Source organism: Streptomyces sp. NPDC059989, from assembly GCF_042736975.1.
Taxonomy (GTDB): Bacteria; Actinomycetota; Actinomycetes; order Streptomycetales; family Streptomycetaceae; genus Streptomyces.
The window spans coordinates 67434-85795 of the sequence record NZ_JBHWUO010000006.1 but is presented as its reverse complement, the minus strand read 5'-3'; the positions used below and the strand labels follow the sequence as shown (position 1 = coordinate 85795).

Below are 18362 nucleotides of genomic sequence, written 5' to 3'. Positions count from 1 at the left end.
CGGGGATGGTCGCACACGTTCTAGCCTGGGCGGATGACATTTTCCCCGTACCTCCGGGAGGGCGCCCGGGTGGGCCTGCGGCCCTTCCGGCTCGCCGACGGCCCCGAGTTCACCGCACGCGCGCACGAGAGCCGCGAGCTCCACCACCCGTGGCTCTTCCCACCCGTCACCGTCGAGGACTACGAGCCGTACGCGACCCGGCTGATCGGGGACGAGGCCCGGGCCGGGTTCCTCGTCTGCGAACGGGAGACCGGGGCCATCGCCGGCTTCGTCAACATCAACAACATCGTGCAGGGCGCCTTCAGGTGCGGGGCCCTCGGCTACGGGGCCTTCGCGCACGCCGCCGGGCGCGGGCTGCTGCGGGAGGCCCTCGGCCTGGTCCTCGCGCACGCCTTCGCCGAGCCCGGCGAAGGCGGCCTCGGGCTGCACCGTCTGGAGGCCAACGTCCAGCCGGGGAACACCGCCTCGATCGCCCTGGTGCGCGGCGCCGGCTTCCGGCTGGAGGGGTTCTCCCCCGACTTCCTGTACGTCGACGGCGCCTGGCGCGACCACGAGCGCTGGGCCGTCACCGCCGAAATGCCGCGCCCGTAGGGGGTGTCAGGCCCGGCCGTCGCCCAGGATGGGGACATGCGATCCCTCGTGCTCCTCGATGCCCCGTCCAACCTCGGTCTGCGCCCGCCCGCGCCCGGCACCGTACCCGGCGTCTACAAACTGGCCGGGGCCCTGCGCGAACAGGGCCTGATGGCCCGGCTCGGCGCACGCGAGGGCGGGGTGGTCGTCCCGCCGCGCTACGACCGCGGGGAGTGGAAGGAGGGGGACGGGGTGTTCCACGCCGACGCGCTCGCCGCGTACACCGTCACCCTCGCCGACCGGATCGAACGGCACCTGCGCGCCGGGGAGTTCCCCGTCGTCCTCGGCGGGGACTGCTCGATCCAGCTCGGCGCCTCCCTCGCCATGCGCCGGCTGGGCCGGTACGGACTGGCCGCGATCGACGGCTCCGCCGACTTCCGCCACCCCGGGAACCAGGCGGTCAACGGGCCGGTCGGCGCCGCCGGTGGCGAGGAGCTCGCCCTCGCCACCGGGCGCGGCCAGGCCGGACTCTCCGACCTGGAGGGGCTCTCGCCCTACCTGCGGGACGAGGACGTACGGCTCTTCGGACTCCGGGACGGCGACGCCGACCTCCCCGAACTGAGCGCGGCCGGGATCCGCGCCGCCACCGTCGGGGAGATCCGCGAGCGCGGCGCCGGCCCCGTGGCCCGGGCGGCCCTGGAGGGGCTGCACCCGCCGGTCACCGCCGGATTCTGGGTGCACCTCGACGCCGACGTGCTGGACCCCAGCGTGATGCCGGCCGTGGACAGCCCCGACCCCGGCGGCCTGGTCCCCGACGAACTCGCCGAACTGCTCGCGGTGTTGGTGCGCTCGCCGCGCTGCGTCGGGATGAACGTGACGATCTACGACCCGGACCTGGATCCGGACGGCCGTGCGGGGGCGCTCCTCGCCGACCTGGTCGCCGGGGCGTTCGCGTAAGGCCCCGGCGGGGTCCCGTGCGGTCCCGGCGCGGTCCCGCGCGGCCCTGGCCGTCCCCGCGCGGGGCCTCCGCGTCGGGCCTTTGCGTAATCCTGACCGGTGGTGATCTGCGGAACCCCTGTGCACCGGCCGCCGCGGCGTGTTCCATTTCCCTCATGGCCACCACCGTCCGACGCGCCGTACTGACCCTTCCCGCAGCCTCGTTGGGGCCCCAGAACCCGCTGCCCGCCCTGCGCGCGCCCGACGGGGTCCACGAACTCGACGAGCGGGCGCGCGAGGGGCTGCCGCGCGAGATGGCGCGGCAGATCGGGTACGAGCCGCTGCGCTCGCTGCTGCCCGTCCGGATCCTCGACGGGTACGGACGGCAGCGCGCGGAGCGGGAGTTCGAGTCGATCGTCATCGAGAACGCCCACCTGCGGGTCACCGTCCTGCCGGAGCTGGGCGGCCGGGTGCACTCCCTCGTGCACCTGCCGACCGGACGCGAACTGCTCTACCGCAACCCGGTGTTCCAGCCCGCCAACTTCGCCCTCAACGGCGCCTGGTTCTCCGGCGGCATCGAGTGGAACACCGGCGCGACCGGGCACACCACCCTCTCCTGCGCCCCGCTGCACGCCGCCCTCGTCCCCGCCCCGGACGGAGGGGAGATGGTGCGGCTGTGGGAGTGGGAGCGGCTGCGCGACCTGCCCTTCCAGGTGGACCTGTGGCTGCCCGAGGATTCGGAGTTCCTCTACGTCGGCGTCCGCGTGCGCAATCCGCACGAGCGGCCCGCGCCCGTGTACTGGTGGTCCAACATCGCCGTCCCCGAGGACGCGGGCACCCGCGTCCTGGCCCCCGCCGACGAGGCCTGGCACTTCGGCTACGAGCGTTCGCTGCGCCGCGTCCCCGTACCGGAGTGGGAGGGCGCGGACCGCACGTACCCGCCGCGCAGCGAGTACCCGGCCGACTTCTTCTACGAGGTCCGGGACGGGGCCCGGCCCTGGATCGCCTCGCTGGACGCGGCCGGGCAGGGGCTCGTCCAGACCTCCACGCGGCGGCTGCGCGGGCGCAAGCTGTTCGTGTGGGGCGCGGGCGGCGGCGGCCGGCGCTGGCAGGACTGGCTCACCGAGCCCGGTACCGGCGGCTACGCGGAGATCCAGGCCGGGCTGGCCCGGACCCAGCTGGAGCACGTACGGCTGGACGGCGGCGCGGAGTTCAGCTGGCTGGAGGCGTACGGGCCGTTGGCCGCGGACCCGGCGGCGGTGCACGGCGCCGACTGGGCGGCGGCCCGGGGCGCGGCGGAGGACGCCCTGGCACGAGCCCTGCCCGCCGACCGGGTGGAGACGGCGTACGAGGCGTGGCGCGGCTGCGCCGACACCGAGCCGGGGGAGCGGCTGGCGGCCGGCTCGGGCTGGGGCGCGCTGGAGGTGCTGTGCGGGGGCCACGCCCTGCCGGGCACCCCCTTCGAGGAGTCCATGCTCGGCGAGGAGCAGGAGCCGTGGCTGCAGCTGTGGCGCACGGGCGTCTTCCCGGCGCCCCGCCGGGTGGCGCCGCCGGGGCCGAGCCTGGTCGCCGCGCACTGGCGGGACATGCTGGAGACGGCCCCGGCGGAACCGCTGACGGAGTATCACCTCGGGGTGGCCCAGTGGCACGCGGGCGACGTGGCCCAGGCGGTGCGGAGTTGGGAGCGCGGACTGGCGCTGGCCCCGTCGCGGTGGCCGCTGCTGCGGTGCCTGGCGGCGGCGGACGAGCTGGCCGGCGATCCGGTGCGGGCGGCCGACGGGTACGCGGAGGCCTTCGAGGACCTGGCGGGGGAGAGCAGGGGCGGCGAGCCGTGGACCCCGGCGGAGGCCGCGCTGGGCCGTGAGGCGATGGCGGCCCTGCTGGCCGCCGGCCGCCTCCCGGAGGCCCGCCGCGTCTGGGACCGGCTCCGGCCCGTCCTGCGGGAACAGGGGCGCTTCCGCCTCCTCGCGGCGCGGCTGCTGGCCGCGGAGGGCCATGTGGCCGCGGCCCGCCGGGTCTTCGAGGACGGCTTCGAGATCCCGGACCTCCGCGAGGGCGAGGAGACCCTCTCGGACGCGTGGTCGACCCTCACCGACCGTCCCCTGCCGCCCCACTACGACTTCCGCATGCGCCCCCCGGTGTAGGGGGGCGCGGCGCGGGACCGGCTACTTCTTGATCTCGTTGAGGCAGAGCACGAACTGCTTGCCCGAGCTGCGCCGGCCGCCTCGGGTCTGCTCGTAGTAGCCCATGTCCGCCTTGCCCTCGCACTTGGAGCTTTCCAGCGTGTCGGGGATCACCTCGACCACCTTGTACTTGGCCGTGGCGTCACCGCACTTCACCACCTGCAGGTCGGGGCTGATCGTGGACCCGTTGTTCTTCAGGCAGTCCCCGACCTCGGCGTGGTCGGCGTCGTTCCGGCTCAGGAAGTAGCCGACCGCGACGACGACGAGGGCGATCACGACGCCGATGATCTTCAGGATCTTCATGACGCCCAGGCCGCCCCTCCGGGACGGCGGCGCCGGCGGCGGAGCGGACCACTGCTGCTGTTGCTGCGGGTACATCTGCTGCTGGGGGGCGCCGCCGTACGGAGGCTGGGCCTGCTGCTGCGGGTACCCGGGTCCCGGCTGGGGCGGGTATCCCTGCGGCGGCTGCTGTGCGTACGGGCCGGGCTGGCCGGGGTAGGGGCCGGGCCCCTGCTGCGGCGGGTGGGTCATGCGGGAGTCCCCCAGTGGGCGTGCTTGTGCCTTCTTGACGTGGGCACGCTATATCAATCGATCACCACCTTCGAACCGCGTCCGCGAGGGCCGATGTCAGGCCCGGCACAGGATCTCGCCGTTCAGGACCGAGAACCAGGCGTCCGGGTGCGCACCCCAGGCGCGCCAGGCCTCCGCGATCGAGGCCAGATCGGCCGCCGTCGCGTGGCCGTCGGCAGTGGCGGTGGACGCGTACGCGGAGGCCGTCGTGCGGTCCGCCCACAGGGCCGACCACCAGGCCGTCTCCTCCGGGGTGGCATAGCACCAGGCCGTCGCGGACGAGGCCACGTCCGTGAAGCCCGCCGCGCGGGCCCATGCCCGCAGGCGGCGGCCCGCGTCCGGCTCGCCGCCGTTGGCGCGGGCGACCCGGCGGTACAGGCTCTGCCACGTGTCCAGGCCCGGCGCCGCCGGATACCAGGTCATCGCCGCGTAATCGGCGTCCCGCGCGGCCACGATCCCGCCCGGCCGGCACACCCGCCGCATCTCGCGCAGCGCCTGCACCGGGTCGCCCACGTGCTGGAGCACCTGGTGGGCGTGGACCACGTCGAAGGAGTCGTTCGGGAAGTCCAGCGCGTGGACGTCCGCCGTGCCGAACTCGACACCGGTCACCCCGCGCTCCGCCGCGTAGGCCTCGGCCTGCGCGACCACGTCCGCGGCCGCGTCGACCGCGGTGACCCGGCCGCCCGGGGCGACCAGCTCCGCCAGGTCGGCGGTGATCGTGCCCGGGCCGCAGCCCACGTCCAGGACCGACATCCCCGGGCGCAGTTCGCCGATCAGGTAGGCGGCGGAGTTCGCGGCGGTGCGCCAGCGGTGCGAGCGCAGCACCGACTCGTGGTGGCCGTGGGTGTAGACGGCGGTCTCCTTGGCGGCGTTCATGTCCTGGCCCCTCCTCGTCGAAGTGTTGTCCCGAGCCTAGATGATCAGTTCGGTCTCTGAGATACGCGTTTTGACATGTGGACACACTCCTTGCGGGCCAAGGGGATTGGGCGGGGCGGTGGCAGGGAAATGCAGGGGCGAGGACAGTGGGCTCCAGGGGGATCCCTCATGGCACAGGACGGTGAGAGCCATGCCGGACACGCTGCTCGAACAGCACGCCGCGGCGCTGCGGCTCTTCGGCGAGCGGCTGCGCGCCGTCGCGGACGACCAGTGGGGAGCGCCCACCCCGTGCACGGAGTGGTCCGTGCGGGACCTGGTCAACCACGTCGTCGCCGAGCAGCTCTGGATCCCGCCGCTGGTCGCCGAGGGCCGCACCGTCGAGGAGGTGGGCGACGCCTTCTCCGGTGACGTGCTCGGCGAGGACCCGGTCGCCGCGTGGGACAAGGCCTCGGCCGCCGCGCACGCCGCCTTCGCCGCGCCAGGGGCGCTGGAGCGGACCGTCCGGCTCTCGTACGGGCCCGCGCTCGGGATGGCGTACTGCTCCGAGCTGACCGCCGACTGCGTCGTGCACACCTGGGACCTGTCCCGAGGCATCGGAGCCGACGACGAGCTGCCGGACGGCCTCGTCGAGTTCTCCATCAAGGAGGTCATGCCGTACGCCGACGGGCTGGCGGCGAGCGGCATGTACGCCGAGCCGCTGGAGGTGCCGGCGGGGGCGAACGCGCAGACCAGGCTGCTCGCGCTGCTGGGGCGGCGGGGCTGAGCGGCGGCCCGGCCGCCGGGCGCCGATAACGGGCATGTCGCCCCGAACAATCGTATAAAGGGTCAGCGGGACGGTGAGCGCGGAAGGCGGGAAACGGTGGCGGGGATGCAGCGCACGACGGCCGAAGGCCGTGGTCCGGTCCGGTACGGCCCGCCCGCGCCCCAGCCGGGCCTCCCCGTACTGCCCGAGCTGCTCGCCGTCCTCGCCGCGGCCGCCGGACGCTCCGCCCCAGAACCCCCGGGCGGCGGCGAACCCGTACGCGAGGCCGCCTGCCGGCACTGGGCGCGCCGCGGGCTCACCACCGCCCCCGAGGACGTGGCCGCCGGCCCCGGCGCCCCCGCGCTGCTGCTCGCCCTGCTCGGCGCGTACGGGGGCGACGTCATGCTGCCCCGGCCCTGTCCCGCCTGGTGGACCCCGCAGGTCCGGCTGCTGGGACGGCGGGCCTACCACGTGCCGACCCCGGCCGAGTGCGGCGGCGTCCCCGACCCCTACGCGCTGCTGGAGACCGTACGGCGGGTGCGCGCCGAGGGCGGCGACCCGCGCGTGCTCCTCCTGTCGGTCGCCGACGACCCGACCGCGACGGTGCCGCCGCCCGAGATGCTGCGCGAGGCCTGCGAGGCCGCCGAATCCGCCGGGCTCTTCGTCGTCAGCGACGAGAGCTGGCGCGACACCGTCCACCGGCCGCACGACACGCTGGTGCTGAGCCCCGCCGAGATGCTCCCCGACCGGGCCGCCGTCCTCGTCGACCTGTCCGGCGCGCTGCTGCCCGCCGGCTGGCCCGCGGCCGTGGTCCGCTTCCCCGACACCCCGCGCGGGACCTGGCTGCGCGCCCGCACCCTCGACGTGCTGACGGCCACCGGCGCGCTGGTCGCCGGCCCCGTCGCCGGAGCCGCCGCGCACGCCCTCGACGAACCCGACGCCGTCGCCGGGCGGGCCCACGCGGCCGCCGCCCTGCACGGCGCGGTCGCCGCCGCCGCGCACCGCGAGCTCCTCGCCGCCGGGGCACTGGCCCGGCCCCCGCAGGCCGGCCGCCACCTGTACGCCGACCTGACCCCGCTGCGCGCCGGACTGGCCCGGCACGGGGTCGGCGACGCCATGGAGCTGGAGGACTGGCTCGGCGCCCGGCTCGGCGCGCCCACCCCCGGCGGCCAGCGGTTCGCGGACGAACTGGGCGCACTGCGCGTGCGGTTGTCCACCGGACCGCTGCTGGGCGCCACCCCGGAGGAACGGCTGGCCGCGCTCACCGCCCGGGATCCGCTCGCGCTGCCGCACGTACGGAGCTCCCTGGACCTCCTCGGATCAGTCCTGGCCGGGCTGGCCTGATGCCCGAGCCGGTGAACGGAGACTTCCTGATGAGGGACGGGACCGAGGCCCCGGCCTCCGCCGGAGCCCGGGCGGGCTTCGCGGCCGCCCGCCGCGGCGCACTGCACCCGGCACCTGAAGCGGGCCCGGCGGAGGGCCCGGAAGCAGGCGGGACCACGACCGGGGGACCGGCCGACCGGCAGCCCGGCGCCGCCGCGCCGGCCCCGCCCCCCGGCGCTCCGCCGGCCCCGTCCGCCCCGCATTCCCCGTCCGCTCCGCCGACCCTGTCCGCCCCGTCCGCCCCGCCGACCCCGTCCGCCCCGCACTCCCCGCCGCCCCTGTCCGCCCCGCACTCCCCGCCGACCCCGTCCGCCCCACACTCCCCGCCGGCCCCGCACCCCCCGACCGCCCCGTCCGCCCCGCCGCCCCCGTCCGCCCCCCGCCCGCTCGGCGAGCACCGCCGCTGGCCGCGCTCCTTCGCGGATCGGCTCACCACCCCGCTCCCCGGTGTCCGCGCCTTCGCCCGGCTCGCCCGGGAGGGCGCCTTCCGGCCCGGACCCGAAGGGCTGCGCGGCATCCCCGACCTGCCCTACGCGCCCGCCCCCCTGCCCGCGGCAGCGCCCGGCACCGTCTCCGTCACCTGGGCCGGGCACGCCAGCTGGGTGCTGCGGACCGGCGGGCTGACCGTACTGACCGACCCCGTCTGGTCCCGGCGGATCCTGGGGACCCCCAGCCGGATGACACCCGTCGGGGTGCGCTGGGCGGATCTGCCGCCCGTGGACGCGGTGGTCATCAGCCACAACCACTACGACCACCTCGACGCCCCCACCCTCAAGCGGCTGCCCCGGCACACCGCCCTCTTCGTCCCGGCCGGCCTGGCCCGCTGGTTCCGCCGCCGCGGCTTCACCCGGGTGACCGAGCTCGACTGGTGGGAGGCGGCCGAACTGGACGGCGTACGCTTCGAGTTCGTACCGGCCCACCACTGGTCGAAGCGGTCCCTGATCGACACCTGCCGGTCCCTGTGGGGCGGCTGGATCCTCACCGACACCCGGAGCCCCGAGCCGAAGCGGCTCTACTTCGCCGGCGACACCGGCTACGGCCACTGGTTCGCCGAGATCGGCCGCCGCCACCCCGGCATCGACCTCGCCCTCCTGCCGATCGGGGCCTACGCCCCGCGCTGGTGGCTCAGCGACGTCCACGCCGACCCGGAGGAGGCCGTCCGGGCCTGCCTCGACCTCGGCGCCCGCCGGATGGCCCCCATGCACTGGGCCACCTTCGTCCTCTCCGCCGAGCCCGTCATGGAGCCCCTGAGCCGCGTCCGTGCCGCCTGGACCCGCGCCGGCCTGCCCCGCGACGCCCTCTGGGACCTCCCCATCGGCGCCTCCCGCACCCTGGACTGACCACAAGGACGAGGCCGGCCGCCACCGCGACCGGCCTCAACCCATGGCAACGGCATGGTGCCTAGGGCTGCACGATCCTCACCGCGTCGCAGCCGAAGAACCGGTAGGTCCGTCCGGTGGCGCCGTCGGTGAACGAACCCTTCGCGCAGGCCTCGGTATCCGCCCGCCGGAGACCGGAGGTCGCCGAGGCGAAGTGGAGCATCATGTCGCGGTCGCCGTCCCTGACGCGCTCGACCGGAGTCGTGGTCCGTTCGACCACGTCCTCGATGTGGCCCCTGTCGTGCACCTCCGCGCTCCCGCCCGTACCTCCGTAGACGACGTTGCGCGGTCCGAAGCGGACGGTCAGCGGCTGGATGGAGGTGGCGTTGAAGGCGAGCGGCAGCGCGTACTCGCCGGCCCCGGTCGTCAGGACACCGAGGGGGACGGTGTCGGCGGGGATGTTGATCGAGTTGGGGTTGCCGCCCGGCTTGATGTTGATCGCGACGGGCACGACGCAGTCGAGGGTGAACTCGGCCGGCCGGTGGTTGTTCGCCAGGGCGGGGTCGGTGTCGTCCGACCGCGCCGGTGTGATGGAAGCGGTGAACCGGTAGGTGTGCGATCCCGGCTGCGCACAGCCGACGGTGAAGGTGCTGTCGAGCGACTGCGGAGTCCCGACCGCGAGTGCGGTGATGTTCCGCGTCGCCGAGGAAGGCGTCACCGTGGCACCCGGGTCGGCCGTGGCGGCGGTGACGACCACGGCGTCCATCGGGCTGGACGGCCCGTTGTTCGCCACCGTGCCGTGCAGCGTGACATCCAGGGTCTGCCCGATGAGCACCTGCGTGGGCGGTGCCGTGGGTGCGAAGGACGTGACGGCGAGGTCGGCGACGGCGACCACCCTGGTGTCGGTGGTGGCGCTGTCGTTGTCCGCCACCGGGTCGGGACCCATGAGATTGTCCACCACCGCCCGGTTGGTGAGGGTGACCGGGCCGCCGGCGTTGTACACGAGGTCCGCCGGCACGTGGGCGGTGATCGTGACGGTGCGGGAGGCTCCGGGGAGGAGGTCGCCGACGCCGCAGGTCACCGTCCCACCGGACGCGTGGCATGCCGCGTTGTCGCTGACGTAGGAGACCTGGGAGGGCAGGGTGTCGACCAGGGTCACCGCGGCGGCCGGCCTGAAGCCGTGGTTGGTGACGACGGCGGTGTAGACGACGTCCGTTCCGGCCGCCACCGGTTCGGGGTTGTCGGTGACGGAAACGCCGACGTCGGTCGTGTTCCTCTCCTCGTGCATCGCCAGCAGCTCGCTGGTGGTGGGGAGGTCGTCGTCGTCCTCCGGATTGATGGCGGCGTCCGCGGACTCACCGAACTGCCGGAACGGCAGGGACACGGAGTTCCAGTCGTCGGAGCCGTGCAGGAGCTCGTTGGTCGAGGCGTTGATGCACGCGGCGGGCTCGCGCAGGGGGGCGGGGCCGGCATCGTCGATGTTCGTGGCCGGCACCGTCGACTCGAAGGGCGGATCGGTGTCGTGGTTCCAGTTCGGGCTGGTGTTGAGGTTGTTCGGGAGCTTCTGGCCCGTACTGTCGACGAACATGAACCGGTTGTTCGGGTCGGCTCCGTCGAGGATGGTCGGTTCGGTGAGGGCGTTCTCTCGGAGGTCGGGCAGAGGGCCGGTCCCGCGCGAGGTGCCGTCGACCGTCCTCCTGGGCGGAGAGAAGTCGAGGATGGTCCCGCCGCCGACGCGGGGGATGCCCTCCTGCAGGTCGTAGTTCATCACGCTCACGTAGTTCGGCTTGCAGTTGGGCTTTGGCTCGTGGCCACCGTGGCGCAGGTTCAGGTTGTGACCGAGCTCGTGCATGATCGTGCCGGCGTCGACGTTGAAGACGACGAAGTCGTTGCCGCCGACCTCGCCCTCACCACCGCTCTGCTCCGGGCACGTGGCCACACCCGGCTGGGGGACGATCTGCCCGTAGTGGAAGACCAGCCGCCGGGGCCTGTCGAAGTTCATGCTCTTCGAGGCGTAGAAGGTCGCCTTGTCCAGACCGCACGCACCGGGGTCGGCGATGACGCCGCCGCGTCCGAGGTTGTCGCCGACGAGGCAGTCGGGGTCCTGGGAGTCGGTGAAGGCATCGCCGTCGTTGTTGACGCCGTCCGTGCAGTTCGTCGGCTGCGGGTTCTCGACGCTCGCATCGAGGTAGTCCACCAGTGCCCTGTTGCACGTCGGGTCGAGACCGTCGACCAGCCCGTCCGTTCCGTTGTCGACGCCGTCGGAACACGTACCGACCGGCCCGCCTTCGCGGCCCCCCGGGTCGACCAGCCCGCCGGTGTCCACATGCAGATTGATTCCGTCCCTGCCGTCGGGGTTCGGCGGGGCGTTCACGCCGAAACCGCCGTTGGGCGCCCGCCTGCTCGACGCAGTGGCACCGACGTCCTTCGGCGCCGCCGCGAACGCCCGCTTCATGGCCTGGATGCCCGCGCGGGTGGGCTCGCGCCCCGCCGTCCAGTCCAGTTCGAGGAAGACGTCCTTGTGGTCGGCCTTGGCTCCCATCGCCGGCAGGTTCACGTCGATGGTGCCGTCACCGTCTTCGTTGTACCCGTTGCGCTCCCAGCCGTCGAGCAGGCCGTCGCCGTCGGCGTCGCCGACCGTCGATGTCGTGCTGACGTCCCAGCACACCTTGACGGCGGGCTCGTCCTCATCGGACCCGGTGTCGCCGTCGCCCGACGAACAGGACTGCGGCCAGTTCACGTTGTCGGTCTTGTTGACGGCGGTGTCGCGCCACTTGCCGTCGGTGTAGGAGACGGTGAAGTCGAGGTTGTTGTCGTCGTCGTGCGGGGTGTCGTCGCCCAGGTCGTCGCCCGAGGTGTCGTCCGCGTCCCAGACCTGGATGGTGACGGGCACGTTCTGGTAGGTGTCGGCCAGCTCGGTGGACACGACCCAGTACGGGTCGACGCCGGAGACGTTGTCGATGGTCGGCGTCCGATGTTCGACGCCGTCGATGAACACCTTCACGTAGAAGTCGGGGTGGCCTTCCAGCGCGGCCTCGAGCCCCTCGGCGGAACACGGATCGACGCACCCGACATGGGTGATGGTGACGGAGAACGGGCGGGTGCCCGCAGCCTGTGCCTGGGCCGGAATGAAGGCCGGCAGGAGCGCAAATCCCGCCAGGGCGGCCAGGGCTCGCAGCCGTTTCGCGGTTCGTCGCATGGAAGTCCCTCTCGTCGCGGGCACCGGCGCCGGCGCCCCAGGAACGCAAAGACAGCGATCCGCCGCACTGGAAGAAGACCCGCACGCTGACCGCGCGCGACAGTTTGCCGCTTAACCTTCTGCAAACTCCGAACCTTCACCGGCGAGTCCGGGTATTCGCGGGACCAGGTTCTAGCTCTCCGCCCTCGGGGCCCGGATCCGGCGCCACAGCGAGGGGCCCGCGCTGATCAGCAGGGTCAGGCCGACCGCCAGGGCCACGCCCTTCCACGGCTCCGCGAAGAGGGAGCCGCCCAGGATGCCGATCAGGCCGTACGTCGCCGCCCAGGCGAGGCAGGCCGGGGCGTCGCCGCGGGCGAAGCGGCGCAGCGGCACCTGCGCCAGCAGGCAGGCCAGCATCACCGGGATCCGGCCCGCCGGGAGCAGCCGGGACACCACCAGGACCAGCACCCCGTGCTCGTCCAGCTTCGTCTGCGCCTGCTCCAGCCGCTCGGGCGTGGCCCGGCCGCGCAACGCCTCCAGCCACCGCGAGCCGTTGCGCGACCGCACCCCGCGGCTGCCGAGCCAGTACAGCGCGATGTCCCCGGTGAAGGCCGCAAGCGCGGACACCGCGAACACCAGCAACACCCCGAACGGCAGTGACTGGTGATGGAACGCCACCACCGCCGCCGAACTCACCAGCGCCCCGGTCGGGATCACCGGCACCAGCGCGCCCAGCGCCACCAGCACGAACAACGCCGGGTAGCCCACCGCCTGCTGGGTGGTTTCCGGCGGGACCTGACCGGCCGCCGCCGCCATCTCGCGCCAGGTCACGGCAACCGCACCCGCTCGCCGTGGTCGGGCACCCGTACCGTCACCTTCGGCGCGAGCCGCCGCGCGCAGCGCGCGAACTCCTCGCCCGGCGCGTGGAATTCGTGCGGCCGCACCGCGTCCAGCCCGATCGGCCAGTACGTCCCGTAGTGCACCGGGACCGCGGCCGCCGGAGCCAGGTCGGCCAGCGCCCGCGCCGCCCGTCCCGCGTCCAGATGCCCCGGCCCCAGGTACGGGCCCCAGCCGCCCACCGGCAGCAGCGCCACGTCCACCGGCCCGACCTCCTCGGCCATGGCGTCGAACAGCCCGGTGTCCCCGGCGAAGTAGGTCCGCGCCGAGCCCTGGACCACGTACCCGAGGGCCGGCGCGAGCTGCGGCCCGAACGGCAGCCGCCGCCCGTCGTGCCGGGCGCTGACCGCGCGTACCCGTACGCCGCCGCGCGCTCCGCCCCGTACGGCGACCTCCTCGCCCGGCGCCACCTCCGTCACCGTCAGCCCCCGCACCCCCGCGAGCCGGGCCAGCCCCGGCACCGCCCGGCGCGCGCCGCGCGGCACCAGCAGCCGGGTCCCGGGCGCGAGCGCGGCCAGCGACGGCAGGTGCATGTGGTCGGCGTGCAGATGCGACACCAGCACCACGTCCGCCTCCGCCGCCTCCGGCGGGGGCACCGCCCCGCGCCGCCGCCGCAGGTGCGCGAGCCGCCGGGCGAACAGCGGGTCCGTCAGCACCCGCACCCCGGAGTCCTCGACCGTGCACGTGGCATGCCCCCACCAGGTGATCTCCACCGGCACCGGTCCTCCCTCCCTCGCGCCTCGCTCACGAGCCTAAAGGCTGCCCCGTCGAACCGCCCGGAACCGGATGCCCACCGCCCCCTCCTCCCCGGCGCCGGATCGGAGTAGGGTCGGGCGGCATGGAAGAGCTGCGCGTGGCCGCGATCGCCAGCCTGGCCCCGCTCGAAGACCTCGACGCCGACCCCTTCGCCGTGGACACCCGCAGCCAGCACGCCATGTGCGCGCGCTGGGCCGCCGACCGCGGCTACGTCGTGACGAGGCACCTGCTCGTCTACGGGCTGCGCCCCGACCACTGCGGGCTGTGGTCCGACATCGACGACGGGCAGGTGGACCTGTTCGTCGCGGCCAACCACCGGGTACTGGCCCGCGCGCTGCGCTCCGTCGAGGAGTTCACCGCCGAGTGCGAGCGGCGCGGCGTACGGCTGGAGACCGCCGGGCACGAGGAGCCGCAGTACACCTCCGCGATGAAGGCCGAGGTGCACCGCCGGCTGTCCATGCCGACCGCCGGCTACGACGGCACCTGAACCGGCCTGCCCGCCCCCGTCCCCGCCCCCGCCGCGCGTCCGTGCGCCACCCGTGTCGCCCGGCCCGCCGGGCCCCGCTGTGCGAGCCTGGAGAGCGGGACGGGGGCTCGCGGGCGTGTCGTGGGCCGGAGCGGTGAGGCGGGTGCGGCGTGGTGCGAGGACGGTGGCGGACCGCGGGCGGCGCCCTGATACGGGTGGTCCTCGTCTGGGCGGCGTCGACGCTGACCATGCTCGCGCTGGCCGGGATCCTGCCGGACTTCCGGCTCCAGTCCGGCGACGGCGACAGCATCACGCAGATCGGCCTCACCGCCGCCTGGGGCGCCGGAGCCTTCGGCCTGCTGAGCGCGCTGGTCTGGCCCGTGCTCGTACGGGCCCTGCTGCTGGTGCCCGCCCTCGTACTCGGCCTGCTCGTCTTCTTCCTCAACGGCTCGCTGCTGCTCATAGCCCTCAGCCTGATCCCGGCCGGGCGCGGCGAAGTGGCCCCCGAGACCGCGGTGGTGGTGGCCGCGGCGATGTCCGCCGTGGCCTCGGCGACCTCCACCGCCCTCGCGGTGCGCGACGACGAGGCGTACCGGCGGCGCCTCTACCGGCTCGCCGACCGGCGGCGCCGGCGCCAGATGAGGGCAGGGGCCGCCGGCGCGAACGAGTCCGTGCCCGGGCTGGTCTTCCTCCAGCTCGACGGGGTCGGGTACGAGGTGCTGCGCCACGCCTGCCGCAGCGGCCTGATGCCGACCGCCGCCGGCTGGCTGGACCGCAGCCACCGCATCACCTCCTGGCGCACCGACTGGTCGAGCCAGACCGGCGCCAGCCAGCTCGGCATCCTGCACGGCTCCAACTTCGACGTGCCCGCCTTCCGCTGGTACGAGAAGGACACCGGCGAGGTGGTGGTCTGCAACCGGCCCACCAGCGCCGCCGAGCTCCAGCGGCGCGCCATCGAGCGCACCGGCGACGGCGGGCTGCTCACCCTCGACGGAGCCAGCCGCGGCAACCTGTTCAGCGGGGGCGCGGACCAGCTGGCGCTCGTCCTCTCCGTCTCCGCCCGCCGGGGCCGGGCCAACCGCTCCCGCGCGGGCTACTTCGCGTACTTCTCCGATCCGGCCAACGCCGTCCGCACCGCCCTGTCCTTCGTCGCCGACGCCGGCCGGGAGGTGGGCCAGTCGCTGCGGGCGCGGATCCGCGGGGACCGGCCGCGCGTGGCCCGCGGCGGGCTGTACCCGCTGATCCGGGCCTTCGCCACGGTCGTGGAACGGGACGTGGTCGTCGCGGCGGTGATCGGGGACATGCTCGCCGGCCGCGCCGCGGTCTACGCCGACCTGGTCGCCTACGACGAGGTCGCCCACCACTCCGGCCCGCGCGGCCGGGACACCGACCAGGTACTGGAGCGCCTGGACCGCAGCCTCGCCCTGATCGCCCGGGTCGCCGAGCACGCGCCGCGCGACTACCGGATCGTGCTGCTCTCCGACCACGGCCAGAGCCCGGGGGAGACCTTCCTCTCCCGGTACGGGCTGACCCTGAAGGACCTGGTCCGGGCGGGCTGCGGGCTGCCGGTCTCCCGCCGGGCCGGCCGTACGCACAGCGGCGCCGAGGCCCGGACCGCCGTCCTCGCGGCCCTGCACCGGCCGGTGGAGGAGGACGAGGAGGCCCACCCGGGGCCGGGTTCCGACCCGGTGGTGCTCGCCTCGGGCAACCTCGGGCTGGTCTCCTTCCCCGACGTGCCCGGCCGGGCCTCGCGCGAGCGGATCGAACGCGCGCACCCCGCCCTGCTGGCGACCCTGGCGAACCACCCGGGCGTGGGCTTCCTGCTGGTGGACGGGGTGGTGCTGGGCCCGGACGGGGCGCAGGCCCGGCTCGACGTCCCGGGGGAGGCGGAGGAGCTGCTGGCTCCCTTCGGTCCCGGCGCGGCCGAGGCGGTCCGCCGGACCGACGCCTTCCCGCACGTGGCCGACATCATGGTGAACTCGGCGTACGACCCGGCCACCGGCGCCGTGCACGCCTTCGAGGAGCAGATCGGCTCGCACGGCGGGCTGGGCGGCGAGCAGGGTCACCCGTTCCTGATGTGGCCGACGGAGCTGTCGGACCCGGGCGCCGAACTGGTGGGCGCCGAGGCGGTGCACGGCGTACTGCGGCGCTGGCTGCGGGAGGCGGACGGCCCGCAGGTACCGGTCGGCCTCCGGCCGGGCGGGCGGGCCGGGCACGGGCCGGAGGAGAATCCCCGGCCGGAGCGGGCTCCAGGCGGAAGCTTTCCTTCTGTGGAGCGATCACTGCGGGACGAAACCCGCTGATTTGGTGCGGCTTTCGCGGTGGTCGACCATGGGGCGATCTGACCACCATGTGAGACAAGCCGAGGCGCACCACCGATGACCAGCACCGCAGCCCTGCCCACCGAGACCGGCAAGGCGACTGAGACCGGCACGCCCGCCGGTACGGGCAGGGCCGCCGGGACCGGCCAGGCTGCCGGGACCGGCACACCCCCTGCGACCGGCGATGCCACCCGGCAGGGAACCGGCTTCGGCCTGCCGATCGCCACCTGCCTCGTCATGGGCAACATCATCGGCGGCGGAATCTTCCTGCTCCCCGCCTCGGTGGCCCCCTTCGGCACGATCAGCCTCCTCGCCTTCGCCGTGCTCACCCTCGGCGCGGTCGCCCTCGCGCTCGTCTTCGGCCGCCTCGCCCGGCGCCACCCGCAGACCGGCGGCCCGTACGTCTACGCCCGGGCCGCCTTCGGCGACTTCGCCGGCTTCCTCGCCGCCTGGAGCTACTGGATCACCACCTGGGTCTCCAACGCCGCCCTCGCCGTGGCGGCCGTCGGCTACCTCTCCGTGCTCTTCCCGGCCGTCGGCGCCCACAAGTGGTCGATGTGCCTGGCCGCCCTCGCCGTGCAGTGGCTGCCCGCGCTCGCCAACCTGGCCGGCACCCGGTACGTCGGCGCCGTCCAACTGGTCGCCACCGTCCTGAAGTTCGCCCCACTGCTGCTCGTGGCCGTCGGCGGGCTGTTCTTCTTCGACCCGGCCAACCTCGGGCCCTTCCGGGCCACCGACCAGAGCGCGGTCGGCGCCGTCTCCGCCTCCGCCGCGATCCTGCTCTTCAGCTACCTGGGCGTCGAATCCGCCGCCGTCAGCGCCGGCGAGGTCCGCGACCCGGCCCGCAACGTCGGCCGGGCCACCATCCTGGGCACCGTCGGCGCCGCCACCGTCTACCTGCTCGGCACCCTCTCCGTCTTCGGCCTGGTCGCGCACGAGAAGCTGGTCTCCTCCGAGGCACCCTTCACCGACGCCGTGAACGGCATGTTCGGCGGTACCTGGGGCGGCACGGTGGTGGCCTGCGCCGCCGTGATCTCGATGGTCGGCGCCCTCAACGGCTGGACCCTGCTCAGCGCGCAGACCCCGTACGCGGCCGCCAAGGACGGGCTCTTCCCGAAGGTCTTCGAGACGAAGAAGCGCGGCGTCCCGGTGGCCGGCGTGATCGTCACGGTCCTCCTGGCCTCGGCCCTGACCGTCTACAACTACACGGCCGGCTCGCAGCGCGTCTTCGAGATCCTGGTCCTGGTCACCACCTTCACCGCGACCGTCCCCTACCTGCTCTCCACCGCCGCGCAGATCCACTTCCTGCTCTCCGGCCAGGGCGAGCGGGTCCACCGCGGCCGGCTGGCCCGCGACGCCGCCCTCGCCTGCCTGGCCTTCGCCTTCTCGATGTGGCTCGTGGCCGGCTCCGGCTACGCCGCCGTCTACCAGGGCGTGCTCTTCCTCTTCGCGGGCGTCCTCGTGTACGCCGTGATGTCCGCCCGCAGGCGGCGAGCGACCGTTTCGCCCGCGGGGTAATTTGGAGGGAGAGGACGGCAAGGGGGGCTCTAAGGGGTCGCCATGTCCGCGATCAGCAAGACCATCGACATCGACCGCAGGCCCGAGGACGTCTACGCGTACGTGACGGACCCCACGCACCTGCCGGAGTGGCAGGACAGCGCCGTGTCCGCCGTTCCCATGGGCGACCTCCCCGTCCACGTCGGCTCGAAGGTCGTCGTCACCCGGCAGATCGGCAAGCGCAGGATCCCGACGACCATGGAGTTCACGGAGCTCGACCCGCCGAGGAGCTGGCACATCCACGGCGTCGACGGGCCGGTCCGGCCGGACGTACGGGGCCGCATCGAACCCCTCGACGGCGGGACCCGTTCCCGCGTCACCCTGTCCGTGGACTTCGAGGGCCACGGCATGGGCAGGGCGCTGGTCCCGCTCGTGGTCAAGCCCATGGTCCGCAAGGAGATGCCGAGGGGCGAGGAGAAGCTCAAGCACCTGCTGGAGCACACCGCCTGACCCGGGCCCGGCACCCGGACGGCGCGAAAACCTGATGCCACGGGCCGTGTGGTGGGGCCCCCCCCGGGGGCCCCCACCCCCCCCGCAAGTGGGACCCCCAACCGGGCGGCGGGCCCCCCCCCCGCGCCCCCCCCCCGGCCCACCTCGGAACCGGGCCC

The 18362-nt window shown here is 74.4% G+C and carries 15 protein-coding genes; 10 read left to right on the top strand and 5 right to left on the bottom strand.

Annotation, left to right across the window (positions count from 1 at the left end; genetic code table 11):
- Nucleotides 1-33 precede the first annotated feature (33 nt).
- From ACFWBN_RS07560 to ACFWBN_RS07550, 3 genes are all read left to right on the top strand, one after another.
- Nucleotides 34-591, top strand: coding sequence for a GNAT family N-acetyltransferase (locus ACFWBN_RS07560; RefSeq protein ID WP_385172074.1), 558 nt, complete (start codon nucleotides 34-36; stop codon nucleotides 589-591).
- A gap of 36 nt (nucleotides 592-627) precedes the next feature.
- The gene (locus ACFWBN_RS07555; RefSeq protein WP_385172072.1) at nucleotides 628-1527 is read left to right on the top strand and encodes an arginase family protein; all 900 of its coding nucleotides are present in this window, start codon (nucleotides 628-630) and stop codon (nucleotides 1525-1527) included.
- A 155-nt stretch (nucleotides 1528-1682) separates the two neighbouring features.
- Entirely contained in the window at nucleotides 1683-3650 is a 1968-nt protein-coding gene (locus tag ACFWBN_RS07550) for a DUF5107 domain-containing protein (protein WP_385172069.1), read from the top strand.
- 21 nt (nucleotides 3651-3671) lie between these two features.
- Here ACFWBN_RS07550 and ACFWBN_RS07545 read toward each other — a convergent pair whose 3' ends face one another.
- Nucleotides 3672-4220, bottom strand: coding sequence for a hypothetical protein (locus ACFWBN_RS07545; RefSeq protein ID WP_385172066.1), 549 nt, complete (start codon nucleotides 4218-4220; stop codon nucleotides 3672-3674).
- Between the two features lie 96 nt (nucleotides 4221-4316).
- Complete coding sequence (locus ACFWBN_RS07540; RefSeq protein WP_385172063.1) at nucleotides 4317-5135, bottom strand: methyltransferase domain-containing protein; 819 nt, start codon at nucleotides 5133-5135, stop codon at nucleotides 4317-4319.
- 190 nt (nucleotides 5136-5325) lie between these two features.
- Here ACFWBN_RS07540 and ACFWBN_RS07535 point away from each other — a divergent pair, with 190 nt between their 5' ends.
- The 3 genes from ACFWBN_RS07535 (at nucleotide 5326) to ACFWBN_RS07525 (ending at nucleotide 8600) form a co-directional block, all read left to right on the top strand.
- On the top strand, nucleotides 5326-5898 hold the full coding sequence (locus ACFWBN_RS07535) for a TIGR03086 family metal-binding protein (protein ID WP_385172060.1): 573 nt from the start codon (nucleotides 5326-5328) through the stop codon (nucleotides 5896-5898).
- Nucleotides 5899-6003: 105 nt separating this feature from the next.
- Nucleotides 6004-7221 (top strand): aminotransferase class I/II-fold pyridoxal phosphate-dependent enzyme, encoded by a 1218-nt coding sequence (locus ACFWBN_RS07530; protein ID WP_385172057.1) that lies wholly within the window; start codon nucleotides 6004-6006, stop codon nucleotides 7219-7221.
- Between the two features lie 317 nt (nucleotides 7222-7538).
- Nucleotides 7539-8600, top strand: coding sequence for an MBL fold metallo-hydrolase (locus tag ACFWBN_RS07525; protein WP_385172403.1), 1062 nt, complete (start codon nucleotides 7539-7541; stop codon nucleotides 8598-8600).
- A 61-nt stretch (nucleotides 8601-8661) separates the two neighbouring features.
- On the opposite strand, the gene ACFWBN_RS07520 is transcribed toward ACFWBN_RS07525, so the two are convergent.
- From ACFWBN_RS07520 to ACFWBN_RS07510, 3 genes are all read right to left on the bottom strand, one after another.
- The gene (locus ACFWBN_RS07520) at nucleotides 8662-11778 is read right to left on the bottom strand and encodes a hypothetical protein (protein WP_385172054.1); all 3117 of its coding nucleotides are present in this window, start codon (nucleotides 11776-11778) and stop codon (nucleotides 8662-8664) included.
- Between the two features lie 171 nt (nucleotides 11779-11949).
- Nucleotides 11950-12573 (bottom strand): DedA family protein, encoded by a 624-nt coding sequence (locus ACFWBN_RS07515; protein ID WP_385172400.1) that lies wholly within the window; start codon nucleotides 12571-12573, stop codon nucleotides 11950-11952.
- Between the two features lie 11 nt (nucleotides 12574-12584).
- Complete coding sequence (locus tag ACFWBN_RS07510) at nucleotides 12585-13373, bottom strand: MBL fold metallo-hydrolase (RefSeq protein ID WP_385172051.1); 789 nt, start codon at nucleotides 13371-13373, stop codon at nucleotides 12585-12587.
- A gap of 119 nt (nucleotides 13374-13492) precedes the next feature.
- On the opposite strand from ACFWBN_RS07510, the gene ACFWBN_RS07505 reads away from it, so the two are divergent.
- The 4 genes from ACFWBN_RS07505 to ACFWBN_RS07490 all read left to right on the top strand — a co-directional run bounded on the left by ACFWBN_RS07505 (nucleotide 13493) and on the right by ACFWBN_RS07490 (nucleotide 18204).
- Nucleotides 13493-13897, top strand: a complete 405-nt coding sequence (locus ACFWBN_RS07505; protein ID WP_385172048.1) for a hypothetical protein — start codon at nucleotides 13493-13495, stop codon at nucleotides 13895-13897.
- Between the two features lie 149 nt (nucleotides 13898-14046).
- Entirely contained in the window at nucleotides 14047-16179 is a 2133-nt protein-coding gene (locus tag ACFWBN_RS07500; RefSeq protein WP_385172045.1) for a phage holin family protein, read from the top strand.
- A 75-nt stretch (nucleotides 16180-16254) separates the two neighbouring features.
- A complete protein-coding gene (locus ACFWBN_RS07495) occupies nucleotides 16255-17715 on the top strand; it encodes an amino acid permease (protein ID WP_385172042.1) in 1461 nt (486 codons plus the stop codon).
- Nucleotides 17716-17757: 42 nt separating this feature from the next.
- A complete protein-coding gene (locus ACFWBN_RS07490; RefSeq protein WP_385172040.1) occupies nucleotides 17758-18204 on the top strand; it encodes an SRPBCC family protein in 447 nt (148 codons plus the stop codon).
- Nucleotides 18205-18362: the final 158 nt, after the last annotated feature.